Raw genomic sequence first — 15,311 nt, 5'->3', positions numbered from 1 at the left:
CACACAATAATCGGAAAGGCAACGTTCACACAAAGGACGGAAGTACCTCATGACAGCGGCTACCTCGAACGAATCCACACCGGAGGCTCGCGTCCTCGTGGTCGACGACGAGGACAACATCGTCGAACTGCTCTCCGTCAGCCTCAAGTTCCAGGGGTTTGAGGTGTACACCGCCACCAACGGGGCCCAGGCCTTGGACCGCGCCCGCGACGCCCGCCCCGACGCGGTGATCCTCGACGTGATGATGCCGGGCATGGACGGCTTTGGGGTGCTGCGCCGGCTGCGCGCCGACGGCATCGACGCCCCGGCGTTGTTCCTGACCGCGCGCGACTCCCTGCAGGACAAGATCGCCGGCCTGACGCTGGGCGGCGACGACTACGTCACCAAACCGTTCAGCCTCGAGGAGGTCGTCGCCCGTCTGCGGGTCATCCTGCGACGCGCCGGCAAGGGCGGCGCCGAGCCGCGCAATGCCCGTCTGACGTTCGCGGACATCGAACTCGACGAGGAGACCCATGAGGTGTGGAAGGCCGGCGAACCGGTGTCACTTTCGCCGACCGAGTTCACCCTGCTGCGCTACTTCGTGATCAACGCGGGCACCGTGCTGAGCAAGCCGAAGATCCTCGACCACGTCTGGCGCTACGACTTCGGCGGCGACGTCAACGTCGTCGAGTCCTATGTGTCGTATCTGCGTCGCAAGATCGACACGGGTGAGAAGCGGCTACTGCACACCCTGCGTGGCGTGGGCTATGTTCTGCGGGAGCCGCGCTGAGCACGAAGCCTACGAGGATGGCCAGCAAGGTTCGTCGCGGATTGCCACTGCGGGTGGGCCTGGTGGCCGCCACCCTGCTCTTGGTGGCCTGCGGTCTCGCGGTCTCGGGCCTCGCCGTCACCTCGATCCTGCGGCACAGTCTGATCAGCCGGATCGACCAGACGCTGCTCGACGCCTCCCGCGGCTGGGCGCAGGCCCCGCGGCGGCAGTCACCGCCCCCCTACGAAGGGCCCGATCCCGGCCGGCCGCCGTCGAAGTTCTACGTGCGCGGCATCGGCACCGACGGCAGCCCGTTCACCGCCATCAACGACCACAACGCCGAACCGGCCCTACCGCCCGACAACGACGTCGGCCCCAATCCGACGACGCTGCCCTCGGTCAACGGCTCTGACATTCAATGGCGAGCGGTATCGGTGCGCGGCCCGCACGGCCTGACGACGGTCGCGGTCGACCTGTCCGACGTGCAGCACACGCTGAGCTCCCTGGTCTGGTTGCAGATCGGCATCGGGGTCGCGGTGCTGGCCGTCGTCGGGATCGCCAGCTTCGCGGTGGTGCACCGCAGCCTGCGGCCACTGACAGAGGTCGAACACACCGCCGCGGACATCGCCGCGGGCCAGCTGGATCGCCGCGTCCCGGAACGCGATGCCCGAACCGAGGTGGGCCGACTTTCGTTGGCGCTCAACGGAATGCTCACCCAGATCCAACAAGCCCTGGCCTCCTCGGAGTCTTCGGCCGAGAAGGCCCGCGGTTCCGAGGAACGCATGCGACGGTTCATCACCGACGCCAGCCACGAACTGCGCACGCCGCTGACCACCATCCGCGGCTTCGCGGAACTGTATCGCCAGGGCGCCGCGCGCGACGTGTCCATGCTGTTGTCGCGGATCGAAAGCGAAGCCAGCCGGATGGGCCTGTTGGTGGACGACTTGCTGCTGCTGGCCCGGCTGGACGTGCAGCGACCGCTGGAACACCACCGGGTGGACCTGCTGGCGCTGGCCAGCGATGCCGTGCACGATGCGCAGGCGATCGATCCCAAGCGCGCCATCACCATGGAGGTCCTCGACGGGCCCGGCACCCCGGAGGTGCTCGGCGACGAACCGCGGATCCGGCAGGTGCTCAGCAACCTCGTCGCCAATGCCCTGCAGCACACCCCGCCAAGCGCCGACGTCACTATCCGGGTCGGCACCGCGGGTGACGACGCGGTGCTCGAGGTGGGCGACAAGGGGCCCGGCATGAATCAGCAGGACGCGTCGCGTGTGTTCGAGCGGTTCTACCGCACCGACTCCTCCCGGGCGCGGGCCAGCGGCGGCACGGGTCTTGGGCTATCCATCGTCGACTCGTTGGTGCGCGCGCACGGCGGCGACGTCACCGTGACGACCTCACCCGGCGAGGGGTCCTGCTTCCGCGTCACGCTGCCCCGCGTCAGCGAAGTTCCCGCGCCGGAGCCGGTTCACGCCAGTTGAGCCAGCGCCGCCGTGATTTTGGCTTGGGCCGCATCGAGGGATTCCGCTGACGGGTTGCGGTCCACGTTGGCAAAACCGAAGTCGCTCAGGCTGCGGGTGGGGAAGACGTGGACGTGCAGATGGGGCACCTCCAGCCCGGCGATGATCATCCCGGCACGCTCGACTCCGAACGCCTTGCACACGGCCTTGCCGATCAGCTGGCTCACCGCCATGACGCGGGCGAACACCTCACCGTCGACGTCTTGCCACTGATCGATCTCGGCGCGGGGCACCACCAGCGTGTGGCCCTGTGTCATCGGCTCGATCGTCAGGAACGCGACGATGTCGTCGTCCTCGTAGACGAAGCGGCCGGGAAGTTCGCGGTTGATGATCTTGGTGAAGATCGACGCCATGGCCCCCAGCATATGTTTGGCGATCCACCGATGAGTTTGGCGGGTGTTGACGGTCCATCCTGCAACGACCAACGACGCAGCATGCTTAGGAGATCCCGCCATGTCACAGGTGCGCGTGCACAACTTTTCGGTTTCCCTCGACGGTTTCGGTACGGGCATTGGACAAAGCGTGGACGCGCCGTTCGGGCATGCCGGCGGCCGATTGCACGAGTGGTTCTTCGCTACCCGCACCTTCCGCGCAATGCACGGCGAATCGGGTGGGACGACGGGCATCGACGACGCCCTGGCCCGCATGTGGGCCCATGGCATCGGCGCCGAAATTATGGGACGTCGCAAGTTCGGGCCGCAGCTCGGCCCATGGAACAGCCAAGAGGGCGGCGAAGAATGGAAAGGCTGGTGGGGCGCCGACCCGCCGTTTCATACCCCGGTCTTCGTGCTCACCCACCATCCCCGGCCCACCATCGAGATGGAAGGTGGCACCACATTCCACTTCATCGATGCCAGCCCCGCGGAATCCCTCGAGATCGCCCGAAAAGCCGCCGGAAACCTCGACATTCGCCTCGGCGGGGGACCGTCGACCATCCGCCAATTCCTCGCCGAGGACCTCGTTGACCAGATGCACATCGCGGTTGTGCCCATCCTCTTGGGACGTGGGGAGCCGTTGTGGCAGGGACTAGAGGGCATCGAGCAGCGGTTCGCGGTGGAGTCGGTGACCAGCCCCAGCGGCGTCACACATCTGAGCCTTGCGCGCCGTTAGGCATTTGCCGCCGCGTTGCCACGCCGGCTGAGCGGCTCACTCCTCCTTGCCGAACTTCATCATGTCGAGGTTCCAGTAGCCGCGCATGTTCGTGATCAGGCCCGCGTCGTTGACCTTGTAGGTGAACACCCCGCGCACCGTGCTGGTGAACCCGCCCTCAAACTTGCTGTGCAGCACCAGGATATGCGCGATCTCGTCGGGCGAACTCGACGGGAACGTCTCCTCGCAGGTGATGGTCAGCCGGTTGGCCGCGATGTTGTTGTCGTAGAAGGCCGCGACGGCCTCCTTGCCCCGCACCCCGGTGCCGTCCGGGTTGGTGACGGACTTGCCGATCGGGTCCTCGACGACAACTTCGTCGGCCATCAGCGCCAGCCAGCCTTCCCGGTCGTGGGCCTGCACGCACCGCCACGAGGATTGCGACGCCGTCAGTGCCGGGGAGGCCTGAGATGCCTGGGATGCCTGAGACTCTGAGGTGTCGGTCATTTGCTTTCTCCTGTCGTTAGATCGCGCACGCGGCACGTGCGCCTTCCTCGGTGGCTTTGCGGATGAGGCCGAGGCCGCTGCAGTCGCCGGCCGCGTGCACGTCGGCGCCGGGCATGGCGGCGACCAGGGCATCGAGCAAGGCGGTGTCGGGCTGGACGGTGCCGGCGATGACGACGCTGTCGGCGGCCAGCGCCCGGGTGGCGCCACCGGCGGGCGCAAACACCACGGCCTGCGTCGTGATCCGTTCGACGGCCACGCGGACGTGCACGGTGACGCCGAGCCGGTCGAGACGATCCATGTGCTCGGTCTTGCGCTTGTTGCCCACCTCGGGGGCAATGTCCTTGCCCTCCTCGAGGATCGACACGAGGCGGCCCCGGCTCGCCAGGAACTCGGCGAGTTCCAGGGCGACCAGGTCGCCGCCGATGATGGCGACCCTTCGGCCTAACGGCATCCACGCCCGGGTGGCGAGCCGAACCGCGGCGGGGCGCACCAGCGCCTGCCGCCAGCCGGCCAGCAGTTTGGCGCCCAGCCGCTGCCAGGCCGGGGTACCGGGTTCGGCGTGGCCGGCGAGCAACTCGCGCAACCCGGGCCCGCTGAGCACGTGCGGCAGGCCCGCGCCGGGAATGGCGGGCACCGCGACGCGGCCGCCGGTGGCCACCACCACCGCGTCGGGCGCTTGCGAGACCACCTCGTCGGCCGAAATACGATGGCCCAGGCGGACTGTCGTCGTGCTCGCCTTGATCTCGTCGCGCAGGTATTGCAGGAAGGGCTGGTTCTCCGGGTGCAGGACCGACGCCCAGCGCAAGGCCCCGCCGAGTTGGCCGCCGCGCTCGAAAAGCGTGACACGGTGACCGCGTTCGGCGGCAACGCGGGCGGCCTCCAGCCCGGCCGGTCCGCCGCCGATCACCACCACGCGCTTGGCGCGTGCGGCGCGGGGCCCGGCCAGTTCGCGCTCCTTGCCGGTACGGGGATTGACGGCGCAGTCGACGGAAAAGCGTTGTTCCATTGCGTCGATGCAGTTTTCACAGGAAATGCACTTTCGAACCCGATGCGCCTGGCCTGACTGCAGCTTGCTTGGCAGGTCGGGGTCGGCCAGCAACGGACGTCCCATCGCGATGAAATCTGCGCGCCCCTCGGCCAGGGTCCGTTCGGCCCGGACCGGGTCGTGGATACGGCCCACGGCGATCACCGGCACGTCGACCACCTGCTTGACCGCGGCCGCGGCACCGACGTTGACCTCGTCGCCGTCGTCGGCGCCGTTCACCATCCCGGTGACGAGCCGATCGATCACCCCTCCGCTGACGTGGAACGCGCTCACGCCGGCGGCCACGAGTTCGGTGGCCAGCCGCGCGGTTTCGTAGATCGGCCGGCCTCCGGCGACCCGTTCGTAGCCGGAGATGCGCAGCGTGATCGGCAGGGCGTCGCCGACCTCGGAGCGAATCGCGGCGAGCGCCTCCAGCACCACCCGCGCCCGACCGCGCGCCGAGTCGCCCCGGTAGTCGTCGGTGCGCCGATTGCGTTGTGGGGCAAGGAAAGAGCCGAGCAGCATGTAGCCGTGGGCGGCGTGTAATTCGATGCCGTCGTAACCGGCCTCGGCGGCGCGGCGCACCGCGGCCTTGAACAGATCGAACACCTCGCAGAGCTGCCGCTTGCTGATCTCGGCCGACGGTCTACCGGTGAGGTAGGAGGGAATCACCGACGGACCCAACGAAGTGACACCGAAGATCTCCGGTCCCAGGCCGTCGGGCCCGGCGTGCACGATCTGGGGCTGGATCTTGGCGCCGTGTTCGTGCACCGCCTCGACCAGCGCCCGGTGCGCGTCGACCGCGTCGTCGGTGGCCAGGTGCAGGCCGCCGGGCGTCTCGGGATGCTGGCGGTCGACCCCGGTGGCGCCCAACGTGATCAGGCCGACCCCACCCCTGGCGCGAGCGGCGAAGTAGTCGCGGGTGCGCTGTGACGGCAGCCCATCCGGGGTGCCGTACATCGTCTCCATCGGAGACATGACCACGCGGTTGCGCACCGCCATGGCGCCGATTCGTCCCGGCGCCAACAGGTGTGGGAAGCCGGTGGTCACCGGCGAATCAACGGCGGGCTTACCGGTCGGCGTCCGTGTAGCGGATGACGCCGCGAATGTTCTTGCCGGCCAACATGTCCTGGTACCCGTCGTTGATCTGCTCGAGCCGGTACTGGCGGGTGATCATGTCGTCGAGGTTGAGCTTGCCGGCCTTGTACATCGACAGCAGTTGCGGGATGTCGTACTGCGGGTTGCCGCCGCCGAAGATGGTGCCCTGCAGGTTCTTCTGCATCAGGGTCAGCATCGCCAGGTTCAGCGTCACGTTCGTGTCCAGCAGGCTGCCGATCGCGGTCAGCACGCAGGTGCCACCCTTTTGGGTGATGTTCAGGTAGGCGTCGACGTCGGCGCCGTGCAGCTCGCCGACCGTCACGATCACCTTGTGGGCCATCAGGCCGTAGGTGACCTCGGCCATGCCCATCAGCGCGGCGTTGATGTCGGGGTAGACGTGCGTGGCGCCGAACTTCAGGGCCTGATCGCGCTTCCACTCCACCGGGTCGATCGCGAAGATGTAGCGCGCGCCCGCGTTGACGGCACCCTGCAGCGCCGCCATGCCCACGCCGCCGACACCGACGATGGCGACGTCCTGACCCGGCCGTATGTCGGCGGTGCGGACCGCCGAACCGTAGCCGGTGGTGACGCCGCAGCCGACCAGGGCGGCCACCTCGAACGGCACCGACGGGTCGATCTTCACCACCGAGCTGCGGTGCACCACCATGTACGGCGAGAACGTCCCCAGCAACGTCATGGGGAAGACGTTCTGGCCACGCGCCTGGATGCGGAACGTGCCGTCGGACACCGCGGCTCCGCCGAGCAGCCCGGCGCCCAGGTCACACAGGTTGCGCAGACCGGCCTGACAGGTCGGACAGGTCCCGCAGGACGGGATGAACGACAGCACCACGTGGTCGCCCGGGGCGATGTCTTCCACGCCGGGCCCGACCTCGGTGACGATGCCCGCACCCTCGTGGCCGCCCAGCACCGGGAAACCCGCCATCGGGATGCCGCCGGTGACCAGGTGATGGTCGGAGTGGCACATGCCCGCCGCTTCCATCTGGATCTTGACCTCATGGGCCTGCGGGTCGCCGATCTCGATGTCCTCGATGGACCACGGCTGGTTGAACTCCCAGATCAGAGCGCCTTTTGTCTTCACCTTGGACCTGACCCCATTTCGCCTTTGAATTGAGACTGCCCGACCCGTCTTGCCTGGCAGCGGTGGTGACGAGTGCCACAGGGCACCCCTGTCGGTCAGCATAGCGCGTGCGACGAAACAAGTGCTTGGTTGGTCCCGGCTCACCAGATCGGCACGGGTGCCCGGCCGAGCGGGTAGTAGCCCGGAACCTTTTCACCGGCGATGCTGCGTTCGATCCGCCTCTGCATCCCGGCGCTGAGGTCGCCGGACTCGATGAGGGTCGCGAACATCTTCGCGACGTGACCGAAGTCGAAGAAGTCACGCTGCCACTCGATGAGCTGGTCGCTGTTGAGGCGGAACCAGCTGCCGCCGATGCCGTAGATCTCGTCCTGGGTGCCGTCGGTCTTGTTGACGATCTGCTTCCAGAAGCCGACGATCTCGCCCTGCTTCTCGTCGATGAGCACCTTCTGGTACTCGTAGACCCAGTTCTCCAGGCCCTCCATCTCCAGGCCGAGCGCGATGTCGCGGATCTCGTCGACGCCCACGCACATCACGTCTTCTTTGGGACCGATGTTCCAGCCGTAGGTGGCGTCCTTGGCGTAGAAGTCCGCCAGCGGCGACCAGTCACCGGCTTTTTCGCAGTCCTTATTGGCCTGCAGCCAGCGGTCGACCCATGCCTCGAGTCCTTCGCGTGAGTGTGACGGCTGTGAATTCATGGGTTAGCCTCCGTTGTCTTCTTTGATGGACAGTGCTTGGGTCGGGCAGGCCAGCACGGCCTGCTCGATCTCCCTGCGGGCTTCGTCGGGCGGCTCGGCATCAAGGATCTCGACCTTGCCGCGCTTGGGCACCCGGAAATAGTCCGGCGCTTCCAGCTCGCACATCGCATGGCCCTGGCACAAGTCCAGGTCGGCCTCGACTCGGTAACCCATATGAACCCCTATTTCCTGAGGCGGTAGCGCACTTTGGCGGGCCTGGCCAGCTGCACCACCATCTTCGAGTGATCGTTGCGGTAGCTATCCGGGGCTTGGGCCATCTCAAACTCGTACTGGCGCAACAACACCGAGAAGATCGCCTTGATCTGCATGGTGGCGAACGCCGCGCCCACGCAGCGGTGCCGGCCGGCGCCGAACGGGATCCACGTCCAGCGGTTGAGCAGATCTTCCTGGCGTGGCTCGTCGTAGCGCTCCGGCACGAAGTCGTCCGGATTGGGGAAGTCTTCCGGGATGCGGTTGGAGATCGCCGGCGAGGCGGCCACGAAATCACCCTCGTGAATGGGAAAGCCTTCGACCTCGAACTCGCCCTTGGCCACCCGCATCAGGATGATCAGCGGCGGATGGAGCCGCAGCGTCTCCTTCAGCACGTTCTCCAGCCGCGGAATCTGACGCAGCGCATGGAAACTCACCGACTGGCCGTCGGCGTAGAGCTCGTCGAGCTCCTTGATCACCTCGGTGTAGACGTCAGGGTGGCGCAGCAATTCGATCAGCGTCCACGCGGAGGTGCCCGAACTGGTGTGGTGCCCGGCGAACATCAACGAGATGAACATGCCGGTGATCTCGTCGGCCGAGAACCGCGCGTTGCCCTCCTCGTCCTTGATCGACACCAGGACGTCGAGCATGTCGCGATCGCTCTTGTCCGCCGGCGGGTTGGCGATCCGCTGGTTCATGATCTCCTGCACCAGCGCCACCAAGCCTTTTCGGGCCTCGTCGCGCTTGCGGAAGCTCTCGATCGGCAGATTCGGGTCGACATAGCACAACGGGTCCGTGCCGCGCTCGAGCTCGTGGTAGAAGTTCGCGAACCTCGAGTCGAGCTGGTTGCGGAACTTCGTACCGATGAGGCACGACGTCGAGGTGTAGATGGTCAACTCGGCGAAGAAGTCCAGCAGGTCGATCTCGCCTTCGTCGCCCCAGTTTTCGACCATCCGGTGCACTTCGCGCTCGATGGTGGTGGCGTGACCCTTCATGTGCTCGCCCCGCAGCGCCGAGTTGTGCAGCATCTCCTTGCGCCGCTCCGGGCTGGCGTCGAAGACGACACCCTTGCCGAAGATCGGCGTCATGAACGGGTAGGCCTCGGCCTGGTCGAGATCCTCGTCCGCGGAACGGAAGAAGAATTCGTTGGCGCTCCCGCCGGACAACAGGATGATGTGCTTGTCCGCCAGCTGGAACCAACCCACGTCCCCACACTCGTCGCGGGTGCGCTGCATCAGCCCGATCGGGTCGGTGCGGAACTCCTCGAGATGGCCGTGCTCTTTTTCGCCGCCGGAAACCCGCGGCACGATAGCGGTTGTCATGACGGCATCCCATCTTCGCCGAGCGCGAGCTTCTGGCGATTCTTGTTCTCGGTCAACGGGGCTTCGGGCTGAAGTTCCATGTTCGCGATGAAGCCACCGCGCGGTGTCTCGGCGACGAACGTGATGGCTCGTGCCAGGTCCGCCGCGCGCAGAAAGTAGTCGTGGCGCGCCTGGCCCCATTTGGCCCAGTCCTCCAGCGCGGGACCGATCTTGTCGGCCGGCAGGCTCCAGCCCATCGACGTCTTCGTCGGTCCGGGGTGCACGATCGAGGCCCGCACGCCGGTGCCTTCGAACTCCATCTGGAAGTTGGTGACCATCGCGACGAGCGCGGCCTTGGCCGCACCGTAGGCGCCCATGTGCGGCCGCTGGCGCAGGGCCACGTCGGAGCCGACGAAGATCAGGTCGCCGCGCTGCCGCTCGAGCATTCCCGGCAGCACCGCGCCGGCCAGCCGGTTAGCACCGACGAGGTGGATCTGCAGCTGCGACTCGAACTCGTCGGTGGTGATCTCGGCGAGCTTGCCGAAATAGGTGTCGCCCGCGCCGGTCACCAGCACCTCAATCTCGCCTAGCGCGTCGACCGACTGCGCGACAAAGGATTTCACCGAGTTCGGGTCGGTGACGTCCAGGTGGAATCCGACCGCCTCGCCGCCCTCCGCGTTGATCTTGCCGACGATGTCGTCGAGCTTCTCGACCCGGCGGGCGCCCAAGGCGACCGGGAAGCCGTGCGCCGCCAGCTCGATGGCCGTTGCCTCCCCGATGCCGGAGGAGGCGCCCGCGACGATCGCCGGTCGACGTTCGGGCAGCGGGTCAAAGCGAGGCATCAGCGGGTCTCCACAGTGATTGGTAGATGGGCGAATCCGCGGACATTGCTGGAGTGGACGCGGACGGCGTTGGCCTCGTCGACCTCGTACCCGCGGATTCGCTTGAACAACTCGGTGAGCGCCACCCGGGCTTCCATCCGGGCCAGGTGGGCACCCAAACAGAAGTGCGCGCCGCTACCGAAACTCATGAGCTTGGAACCGATATCGCGCCCGATGACGTAATCGTCGGGGTTGTCGAACACCCGCTCATCGCGATGGGCCGAACCGGGCAGCAGCAGGAGCACGTCCCCCTCAGGGATCGTGGTGTCATACAGGGTGAGCTCGCCGGACACGGTGCGGGCCAGGATCTGGCTGGACGTGTCGTAGCGCAGCGTCTCCTCGACCCACAGCGGCACCAGTTCGGCGTCGTCGTAGACCGGTGCCAGCTGACCCGGGTTCTTGTGGCCCCAGAACGCGGCATTTGCAAGGAGTTTGGTGGTGGTCTCGTTTCCTGCGATCACCATGAGGAACATGAAGCCGAGCACTTCCTCGTCGGTGAGCCGGTCGCCGTCGATCTCGGCCTCCAGCAGCGCGGTGGTCAGATCGTCGGTGGGCGCCTTGCGCCGCTCGGCCACCATTTGCTGGTAATAGACGATCAGGTTGATGGACGCCTCGACGGCCTCCGGCGGCACGTCGGCGACTCCCTCCTCGCGGTGCATCACGCCGTCGGCCCAGGCCCGGACCTGCACGCGGTCCGCCTCGGGCACGCCCATGAGCTCGGAGATCACGTCCATGGGCAGCTTGCCCGCGAACTGGTCGACGAAATCCACGGTGGCGCCGGACGCTGAAGACCTAGCCTGTTCGAGCATGCTGTCGAGGTGCTTGACCGCGATCTCGGTGACCCGCGGTTCGAGCTCGCGAATGCGGCGCGGCGTGAAGCCCTTCGACACCAGGGTGCGCAGCCGCTGGTGGGCCGGGTCGTCCATCGCCTGGAAGCTCATCGTCTTGCTGGCGTGCGGGCCGCGCGACGCCGGATCCAGCGAGACGCCGTACTTGTTGGAAAGCGTTGTGCTATTGCGAAATCCCTGCAGCACATCCTGATGCCGCGACAGCGCCCAAAACCTGAGCTGCTCGTTGCGATACAGCGGAGCGTCGTCGCGCAGCCGCCTGTAATACGGATACGGATCCTCGTGGAAGTCGTAGTCGTACGGATCGAGGACCAGTTCGTGGTCTCCAACGTGCACGGTCATTCGGTTCTTGTCTCCTGGGTTGTCTCCCCGGCGCCGGGCAAGATCAGGCTCACCACGTAGGCCAGCCGGTCGGCGATCTGGTGATAGGTGAACTGCCCACTGGCGGCCTGCACCAATGCGCCGAAGAACGCCATCTCGAGCGCGGACACAGTGCTGGGGTCGGCGCCGGGCCCGATCGCGGTGGCGATGCGGCGGTGAATCTCCGCGCCGATCCGGTCGCGCGCGGCGCCCACCGCGGGATCGGCGCCCCCGCCGAGCAGCGCGATCGTGCATGCCGCGCCGACCTCGGGTTCGTCGGCGACGACCAGCGCCAGGTGGCGCAGCACCCTGTCCACCCGGACCGGCATCGGGTCGTTGACGTCGGTGAAGAACGGGACCTGTTGGACCAGGTCCAGGTACACCTCGGCGATCAAATGGTTTTTCGACGAGAAGTAGGTGTAGGCGGTGGCCGGGGCGACTTTGGCGCGGGCGGCGACCCCACGCACCGTCAGGTCCGCATACGACTTCTCGCGCAGGGTTTCGATGCCGGCGGCGAGCACCTTACGGAAGGTCACTTCCTGGCGGCGATTGCGTGGCGCCTGGCCGGGCGGGCGCTCGGCCTGGGATGTGACCGTAACCAGGGCATCGCTGGACACATGTCCAAGCTATCGGATGGATGGGATACGAAGCAAGCCCGCCCGGTCAATATGCGTCTTAATAAGCCGTTTTCCGGCTCTTGAGGGGCGTTGCGAAAGATAGGCTCTTGCACCGCCTACAACCTGACGGCTATCGTGCGATGGGACGATATCGGACAACTGTCCACTGAATGGCCTTGCGGATTTAACCTCCGGATTTGCACGCCAGAGACAGGAGCGGGAAATGGCCTTGTTGGCCGACGGTGTCAGCGGACTGTTTATCGACGGCAAGATATCGACCGGCAGCGCCGGCACCTTCCCGACGGTCAACCCGGCCACCGAGGAAGTGCTGGGAGTCGCTGCCGACGCCGGCGCCGGCGATATGGAACGCGCCATCGACGCCTCGCGGCGTGCATTCGACGAGACCGATTGGTCGCGCAACACGGAGCTACGGGTGCGGTGCGTGCGTCAGCTGCGCCAGGCGATGCAGGCACACCTCGAAGAGCTGCGCGACCTGACGATTGCCGAAGTCGGCGCGCCGCGGATGATCACCCGGATCGCTCAGCTCGAAGTGCCGGTCAACGACCTGGCGTTCGCGGCGGATACCGCCGAATCGTACGAGTACAGCCAGGATCTCGGCGAGGCGTCGCCGATGGGTATCCCCACCCGGCGCATCATCGCCCGTGAGGCCGTCGGTGTCGTCGGCGCCATCACCCCGTGGAACTTTCCCCACCAGATCAACCTCGCCAAGATCGGGCCCGCGCTGGCCGCCGGAAACGCCGTCGTCTTGAAGCCCGCCCCCGACACCCCCTGGTGCGCCGCCGTGCTGGGGGAACTCATCGCCGAGCACACCGACTTCCCGCCCGGGGTAATCAACATCGTCACCTCCAGCGACCACGGCGTGGGCGCGTTGTTGGCGAAAGACCCTCGCGTGGACATGGTTTCGTTCACCGGGTCGACCGCCACCGGTCGCAGCGTGATGGCCGACGGCGCCGCGACCATCAAGAAGGTCTTCCTCGAGCTGGGTGGCAAGTCGGCGTTCATCGTGCTCGACGACGCCGACTTGGGCGGCGCGGTGGGCGTGGCCGGGTTCTCGGTCTGCATGCACGCGGGGCAAGGATGCGCAATCACCACCCGGCTGGTGGTGCCGCGAGCGCGGTATGACGAGGCCGTCTCCATCGCGGCCGCAACGGTGGGCGGTATCAAGGCCGGCGACCCCACCGACCCCGGAACCATTTGCGGTCCAGTGATTTCGGCGCGCCAGCGTGATCGGATACAGGGCTATCTCGACTCGGCGATCGCCGAGGGCGGGACGTTTGCGTGCGGAGGAGGCCCGCCGGCCGACCGCGAAGTCGGTTTCTTCATCGAGCCCACCGTGATCGCGGGGCTGGGCAACGACGCGCGCTGCGCGCGCGAGGAGATCTTCGGCCCGGTCTTGACGGTGATTCCGCACGACGGCGACCACGACGCTGTGCGCATCGCCAACGACTCGCCATATGGGTTGTCGGGTAGCGTGTTTGGCGCTGACCCGGAGCGCGCCGCGAAGGTGGCCGCGCGGCTGCGGGTGGGCACCGTCAATGTCAACGGCGGCGTGTGGTACTCGGCCGATGCACCCTTCGGGGGGTACAAGCAGTCCGGCAACGGACGTGAGATGGGCCTGGCCGGTTTCGAGGAGTACTTGGAAACCAAGACCATTGCGACAGCGGTTAACTAGAGGAGCTTGAGAGCATGCGGTTTGAAAACAAGGTTGCCATCGTCACCGGTGCCGGTGGCGGAATCGGTCAGGCCTACGCCGAGGCGCTGGCGCGGGAGGGCGCGGCGGTTGTCGTGGCCGATATCAATGCGGAGGCGGCCGAAGGGGTGGCCAAGCAGGTCGTCGCCGACGGCGGCACCGCGATCAGCATCCCGGTCGACGTTTCGGACCCGGCATCGGCCAAGGCGATGGCCGACCGCACGCTGGCCGAGTTCGGCGGCATCGACTACCTCGTCAACAACGCCGCGATATTTGGGGGCATGAAGCTGGATTTCCTGCTCACCATCGACCCCGAGTACTACAAGAGGTTCATGAGCGTGAATCTCGATGGCGCGCTGTGGTGTACCCGCGCGGTGTACAAGAAGATGAGCAAGCGCGGCGGAGGTGCGATCGTCAACCAGTCCTCGACCGCGGCGTGGCTGTACGCGAACTACTACGGTCTGGCCAAGGTCGGCATCAACGGCCTGACCCAACAGCTCTCCCGGGAGCTAGGCGGCCGAAATATCCGGATCAACGCGATAGCTCCCGGCCCCATCGATACCGAGGCGAACCGCACCACCACACCCAAGGAGATGATTGACGACATCGTCAAGGGGCTTCCGTTGTCGCGCATGGGAACTCCCGACGACGTAGTCGGCATGTGCCTGTTCCTGCTGTCGGACGAGGCGGCGTGGATCACCGGGCAGATCTTCAATGTCGACGGCGGACAGATAATACGGTCATGACAGATCTGAAGCTGGGGTACATCGGGCTTGGCAACATGGGCGCGCCGATGGCTACGAAGATGACCGAATGGCCCGGCGGGGTGACGGTTTACGACATTCGGGCGGAGGCGATGACGCCGCTGGCCGAGAAGGGCGCCGGCCTGGCCGACAGCGTCGCCGACGTTGCCGCCGCTGACATCATCCACGTCACCGTCTTGGACGATGCGCAGGTGCGAGAGGTCGTCGGTGAACTGGCGGCGCATGCCAAGCCCGGCACGGTCATCGCGATCCACTCGACCATCAGTGACACCACGGCTGCGGGACTGGCAAGCGACCTCAAGCGGCAGGGCATCCATGTCGTCGACGCACCGGTCAGTGGTGGCGCGGCCGCTGCCGCCAAGGGCGAGCTCGCCACCATGGTGGGAGCCGAACGCGAGGTTTACGAGCGGATCAAGCCGGCTTTCAAACATTGGGCGGCGCTGGTCATCCATGCCGGCGAGCCGGGCGCGGGGACGCGTATGAAGCTGGCCCGCAACATGTTGACGTTCACCTCCTACGCCGCGGCGTGTGAGGCCATGAAACTGGCCGAGGCGTCCGGGCTGGATCTGCAGGCGCTGGGCCGGGTGGTGCGCCACACCGACGCCCTCACCGGCGGACCGGGGGCAATCATGGTCCGCGACGACATGAAAAACCTTGTGCCGGAACACTTCTTATATCAGCCGTTCATGCACACCCGGGGTCTCGGAGAGAAAGACCTGAGCCTGGCACTGGCGCTGGGTCAGGCGGTATCGGTCGAGCTACCGCTGGCCCAGCTGGCATTGGAACGGCTGGCGGCCGGCCTG

Annotated in this window: 16 protein-coding genes; 6 read left to right on the top strand and 10 right to left on the bottom strand. The window is 66.6% G+C overall.

Annotated elements, in window-relative coordinates; all coding sequences use genetic code 11:
• Window positions 1-49: 49 nt before the first annotated feature.
• Together phoP and JWP83_RS08205 are read left to right on the top strand one after the other, a co-directional pair.
• A complete protein-coding gene (gene phoP / locus JWP83_RS08210; protein ID WP_297728357.1) occupies window positions 50-769 on the top strand; it encodes a two-component system response regulator PhoP in 720 nt (239 codons plus the stop codon).
• A 17-nt stretch (window positions 770-786) separates the two neighbouring features.
• Window positions 787-2,229 (top strand): HAMP domain-containing sensor histidine kinase, encoded by a 1,443-nt coding sequence (locus JWP83_RS08205; RefSeq protein WP_297728354.1) that lies wholly within the window; start codon window positions 787-789, stop codon window positions 2,227-2,229.
• On the opposite strand, the gene JWP83_RS08200 is transcribed toward JWP83_RS08205, so the two are convergent.
• Complete coding sequence (locus JWP83_RS08200; protein WP_297728352.1) at window positions 2,217-2,621, bottom strand: HIT family protein; 405 nt, start codon at window positions 2,619-2,621, stop codon at window positions 2,217-2,219. The genes JWP83_RS08205 and JWP83_RS08200 overlap by 13 nt on opposite strands.
• Before the next feature lie 100 nt (window positions 2,622-2,721).
• On the opposite strand from JWP83_RS08200, the gene JWP83_RS08195 reads away from it, so the two are divergent.
• Window positions 2,722-3,378: a dihydrofolate reductase family protein gene (locus tag JWP83_RS08195; RefSeq protein WP_297728347.1), complete on the top strand. Its 657-nt coding sequence runs from the start codon at window positions 2,722-2,724 to the stop codon at window positions 3,376-3,378.
• A 36-nt stretch (window positions 3,379-3,414) separates the two neighbouring features.
• Here JWP83_RS08195 and JWP83_RS08190 read toward each other — a convergent pair whose 3' ends face one another.
• The 9 genes from JWP83_RS08190 to JWP83_RS08150 form a co-directional block, all read right to left on the bottom strand.
• On the bottom strand, window positions 3,415-3,861 hold the full coding sequence (locus JWP83_RS08190; protein ID WP_297728344.1) for a ketosteroid isomerase family protein: 447 nt from the start codon (window positions 3,859-3,861) through the stop codon (window positions 3,415-3,417).
• A gap of 16 nt (window positions 3,862-3,877) precedes the next feature.
• Window positions 3,878-5,935 (bottom strand): FAD-dependent oxidoreductase, encoded by a 2,058-nt coding sequence (locus JWP83_RS08185; RefSeq protein WP_297728341.1) that lies wholly within the window; start codon window positions 5,933-5,935, stop codon window positions 3,878-3,880.
• 19 nt (window positions 5,936-5,954) lie between these two features.
• Window positions 5,955-7,082, bottom strand: a complete 1,128-nt coding sequence (locus JWP83_RS08180) for an NDMA-dependent alcohol dehydrogenase (RefSeq protein WP_297728338.1) — start codon at window positions 7,080-7,082, stop codon at window positions 5,955-5,957.
• 140 nt (window positions 7,083-7,222) lie between these two features.
• A complete protein-coding gene (locus tag JWP83_RS08175) occupies window positions 7,223-7,777 on the bottom strand; it encodes a nuclear transport factor 2 family protein (protein WP_297728335.1) in 555 nt (184 codons plus the stop codon).
• Between the two features lie 3 nt (window positions 7,778-7,780).
• A complete protein-coding gene (locus tag JWP83_RS08170; RefSeq protein ID WP_297728332.1) occupies window positions 7,781-7,990 on the bottom strand; it encodes a ferredoxin in 210 nt (69 codons plus the stop codon).
• Window positions 7,991-7,998: 8 nt separating this feature from the next.
• On the bottom strand, window positions 7,999-9,348 hold the full coding sequence (locus JWP83_RS08165; RefSeq protein WP_297728329.1) for a cytochrome P450: 1,350 nt from the start codon (window positions 9,346-9,348) through the stop codon (window positions 7,999-8,001).
• Complete coding sequence (locus JWP83_RS08160) at window positions 9,345-10,169, bottom strand: SDR family oxidoreductase (protein WP_297728326.1); 825 nt, start codon at window positions 10,167-10,169, stop codon at window positions 9,345-9,347. Before JWP83_RS08160 ends, JWP83_RS08165 begins: the two co-directional genes overlap by 4 nt.
• The gene (locus JWP83_RS08155) at window positions 10,169-11,398 is read right to left on the bottom strand and encodes a cytochrome P450 (RefSeq protein WP_297728323.1); all 1,230 of its coding nucleotides are present in this window, start codon (window positions 11,396-11,398) and stop codon (window positions 10,169-10,171) included. Before JWP83_RS08155 ends, JWP83_RS08160 begins: the two co-directional genes overlap by 1 nt.
• Window positions 11,395-12,033 carry a TetR/AcrR family transcriptional regulator gene (locus JWP83_RS08150; protein WP_297728320.1) on the bottom strand — a complete coding sequence of 213 codons (639 nt, stop codon included), beginning with the start codon at window positions 12,031-12,033 and terminating at the stop codon, window positions 11,395-11,397. The genes JWP83_RS08155 and JWP83_RS08150 overlap by 4 nt, the downstream gene beginning before the upstream one ends.
• Window positions 12,034-12,256: 223 nt before the next feature.
• On the opposite strand from JWP83_RS08150, the gene JWP83_RS08145 reads away from it, so the two are divergent.
• From JWP83_RS08145 to JWP83_RS08135, 3 genes are all read left to right on the top strand, one after another.
• Window positions 12,257-13,726 (top strand): aldehyde dehydrogenase, encoded by a 1,470-nt coding sequence (locus tag JWP83_RS08145; RefSeq protein WP_297728317.1) that lies wholly within the window; start codon window positions 12,257-12,259, stop codon window positions 13,724-13,726.
• 14 nt (window positions 13,727-13,740) lie between these two features.
• Complete coding sequence (locus JWP83_RS08140) at window positions 13,741-14,490, top strand: SDR family oxidoreductase (RefSeq protein ID WP_297728315.1); 750 nt, start codon at window positions 13,741-13,743, stop codon at window positions 14,488-14,490.
• Window positions 14,487-15,311 (top strand): NAD(P)-dependent oxidoreductase (locus tag JWP83_RS08135; protein ID WP_297728312.1); only part of this gene is annotated, 825 nt, incomplete at its 3' end. The genes JWP83_RS08140 and JWP83_RS08135, both read left to right, overlap by 4 nt.

This window comes from Mycobacterium sp. (assembly GCF_025965855.1).
In the GTDB taxonomy this organism is placed as follows: Bacteria; Actinomycetota; Actinomycetes; order Mycobacteriales; family Mycobacteriaceae; genus Mycobacterium.
Note: the sequence above shows the minus strand (reverse complement) of the source record. Positions and strands in the feature narration are given on the sequence as shown.

Excerpts from the sequence above, each read along its gene's own strand:
- JWP83_RS08170 (WP_297728332.1), bottom strand. The coding sequence starts at position 7,990 with ATGGGTTACCGAGTCGAGGCCGACCTGGACTTGTGCCAGGGCCATGCG.
- JWP83_RS08205 (WP_297728354.1), top strand. The coding sequence starts at position 787 with ATGGCCAGCAAGGTTCGTCGCGGATTGCCACTGCGGGTGGGCCTGGTG.
- JWP83_RS08155 (WP_297728323.1), bottom strand. The coding sequence starts at position 11,398 with ATGACCGTGCACGTTGGAGACCACGAACTGGTCCTCGATCCGTACGAC.
- phoP (WP_297728357.1), top strand. The coding sequence starts at position 50 with ATGACAGCGGCTACCTCGAACGAATCCACACCGGAGGCTCGCGTCCTC.
- JWP83_RS08175 (WP_297728335.1), bottom strand. The coding sequence starts at position 7,777 with ATGAATTCACAGCCGTCACACTCACGCGAAGGACTCGAGGCATGGGTC.
- JWP83_RS08165 (WP_297728329.1), bottom strand. The coding sequence starts at position 9,348 with ATGACAACCGCTATCGTGCCGCGGGTTTCCGGCGGCGAAAAAGAGCAC.
- JWP83_RS08195 (WP_297728347.1), top strand. The coding sequence starts at position 2,722 with ATGTCACAGGTGCGCGTGCACAACTTTTCGGTTTCCCTCGACGGTTTC.
- JWP83_RS08145 (WP_297728317.1), top strand. The coding sequence starts at position 12,257 with ATGGCCTTGTTGGCCGACGGTGTCAGCGGACTGTTTATCGACGGCAAG.
- JWP83_RS08190 (WP_297728344.1), bottom strand. The coding sequence starts at position 3,861 with ATGACCGACACCTCAGAGTCTCAGGCATCCCAGGCATCTCAGGCCTCC.
- JWP83_RS08200 (WP_297728352.1), bottom strand. The coding sequence starts at position 2,621 with ATGGCGTCGATCTTCACCAAGATCATCAACCGCGAACTTCCCGGCCGC.
- JWP83_RS08160 (WP_297728326.1), bottom strand. The coding sequence starts at position 10,169 with ATGCCTCGCTTTGACCCGCTGCCCGAACGTCGACCGGCGATCGTCGCG.
- JWP83_RS08140 (WP_297728315.1), top strand. The coding sequence starts at position 13,741 with ATGCGGTTTGAAAACAAGGTTGCCATCGTCACCGGTGCCGGTGGCGGA.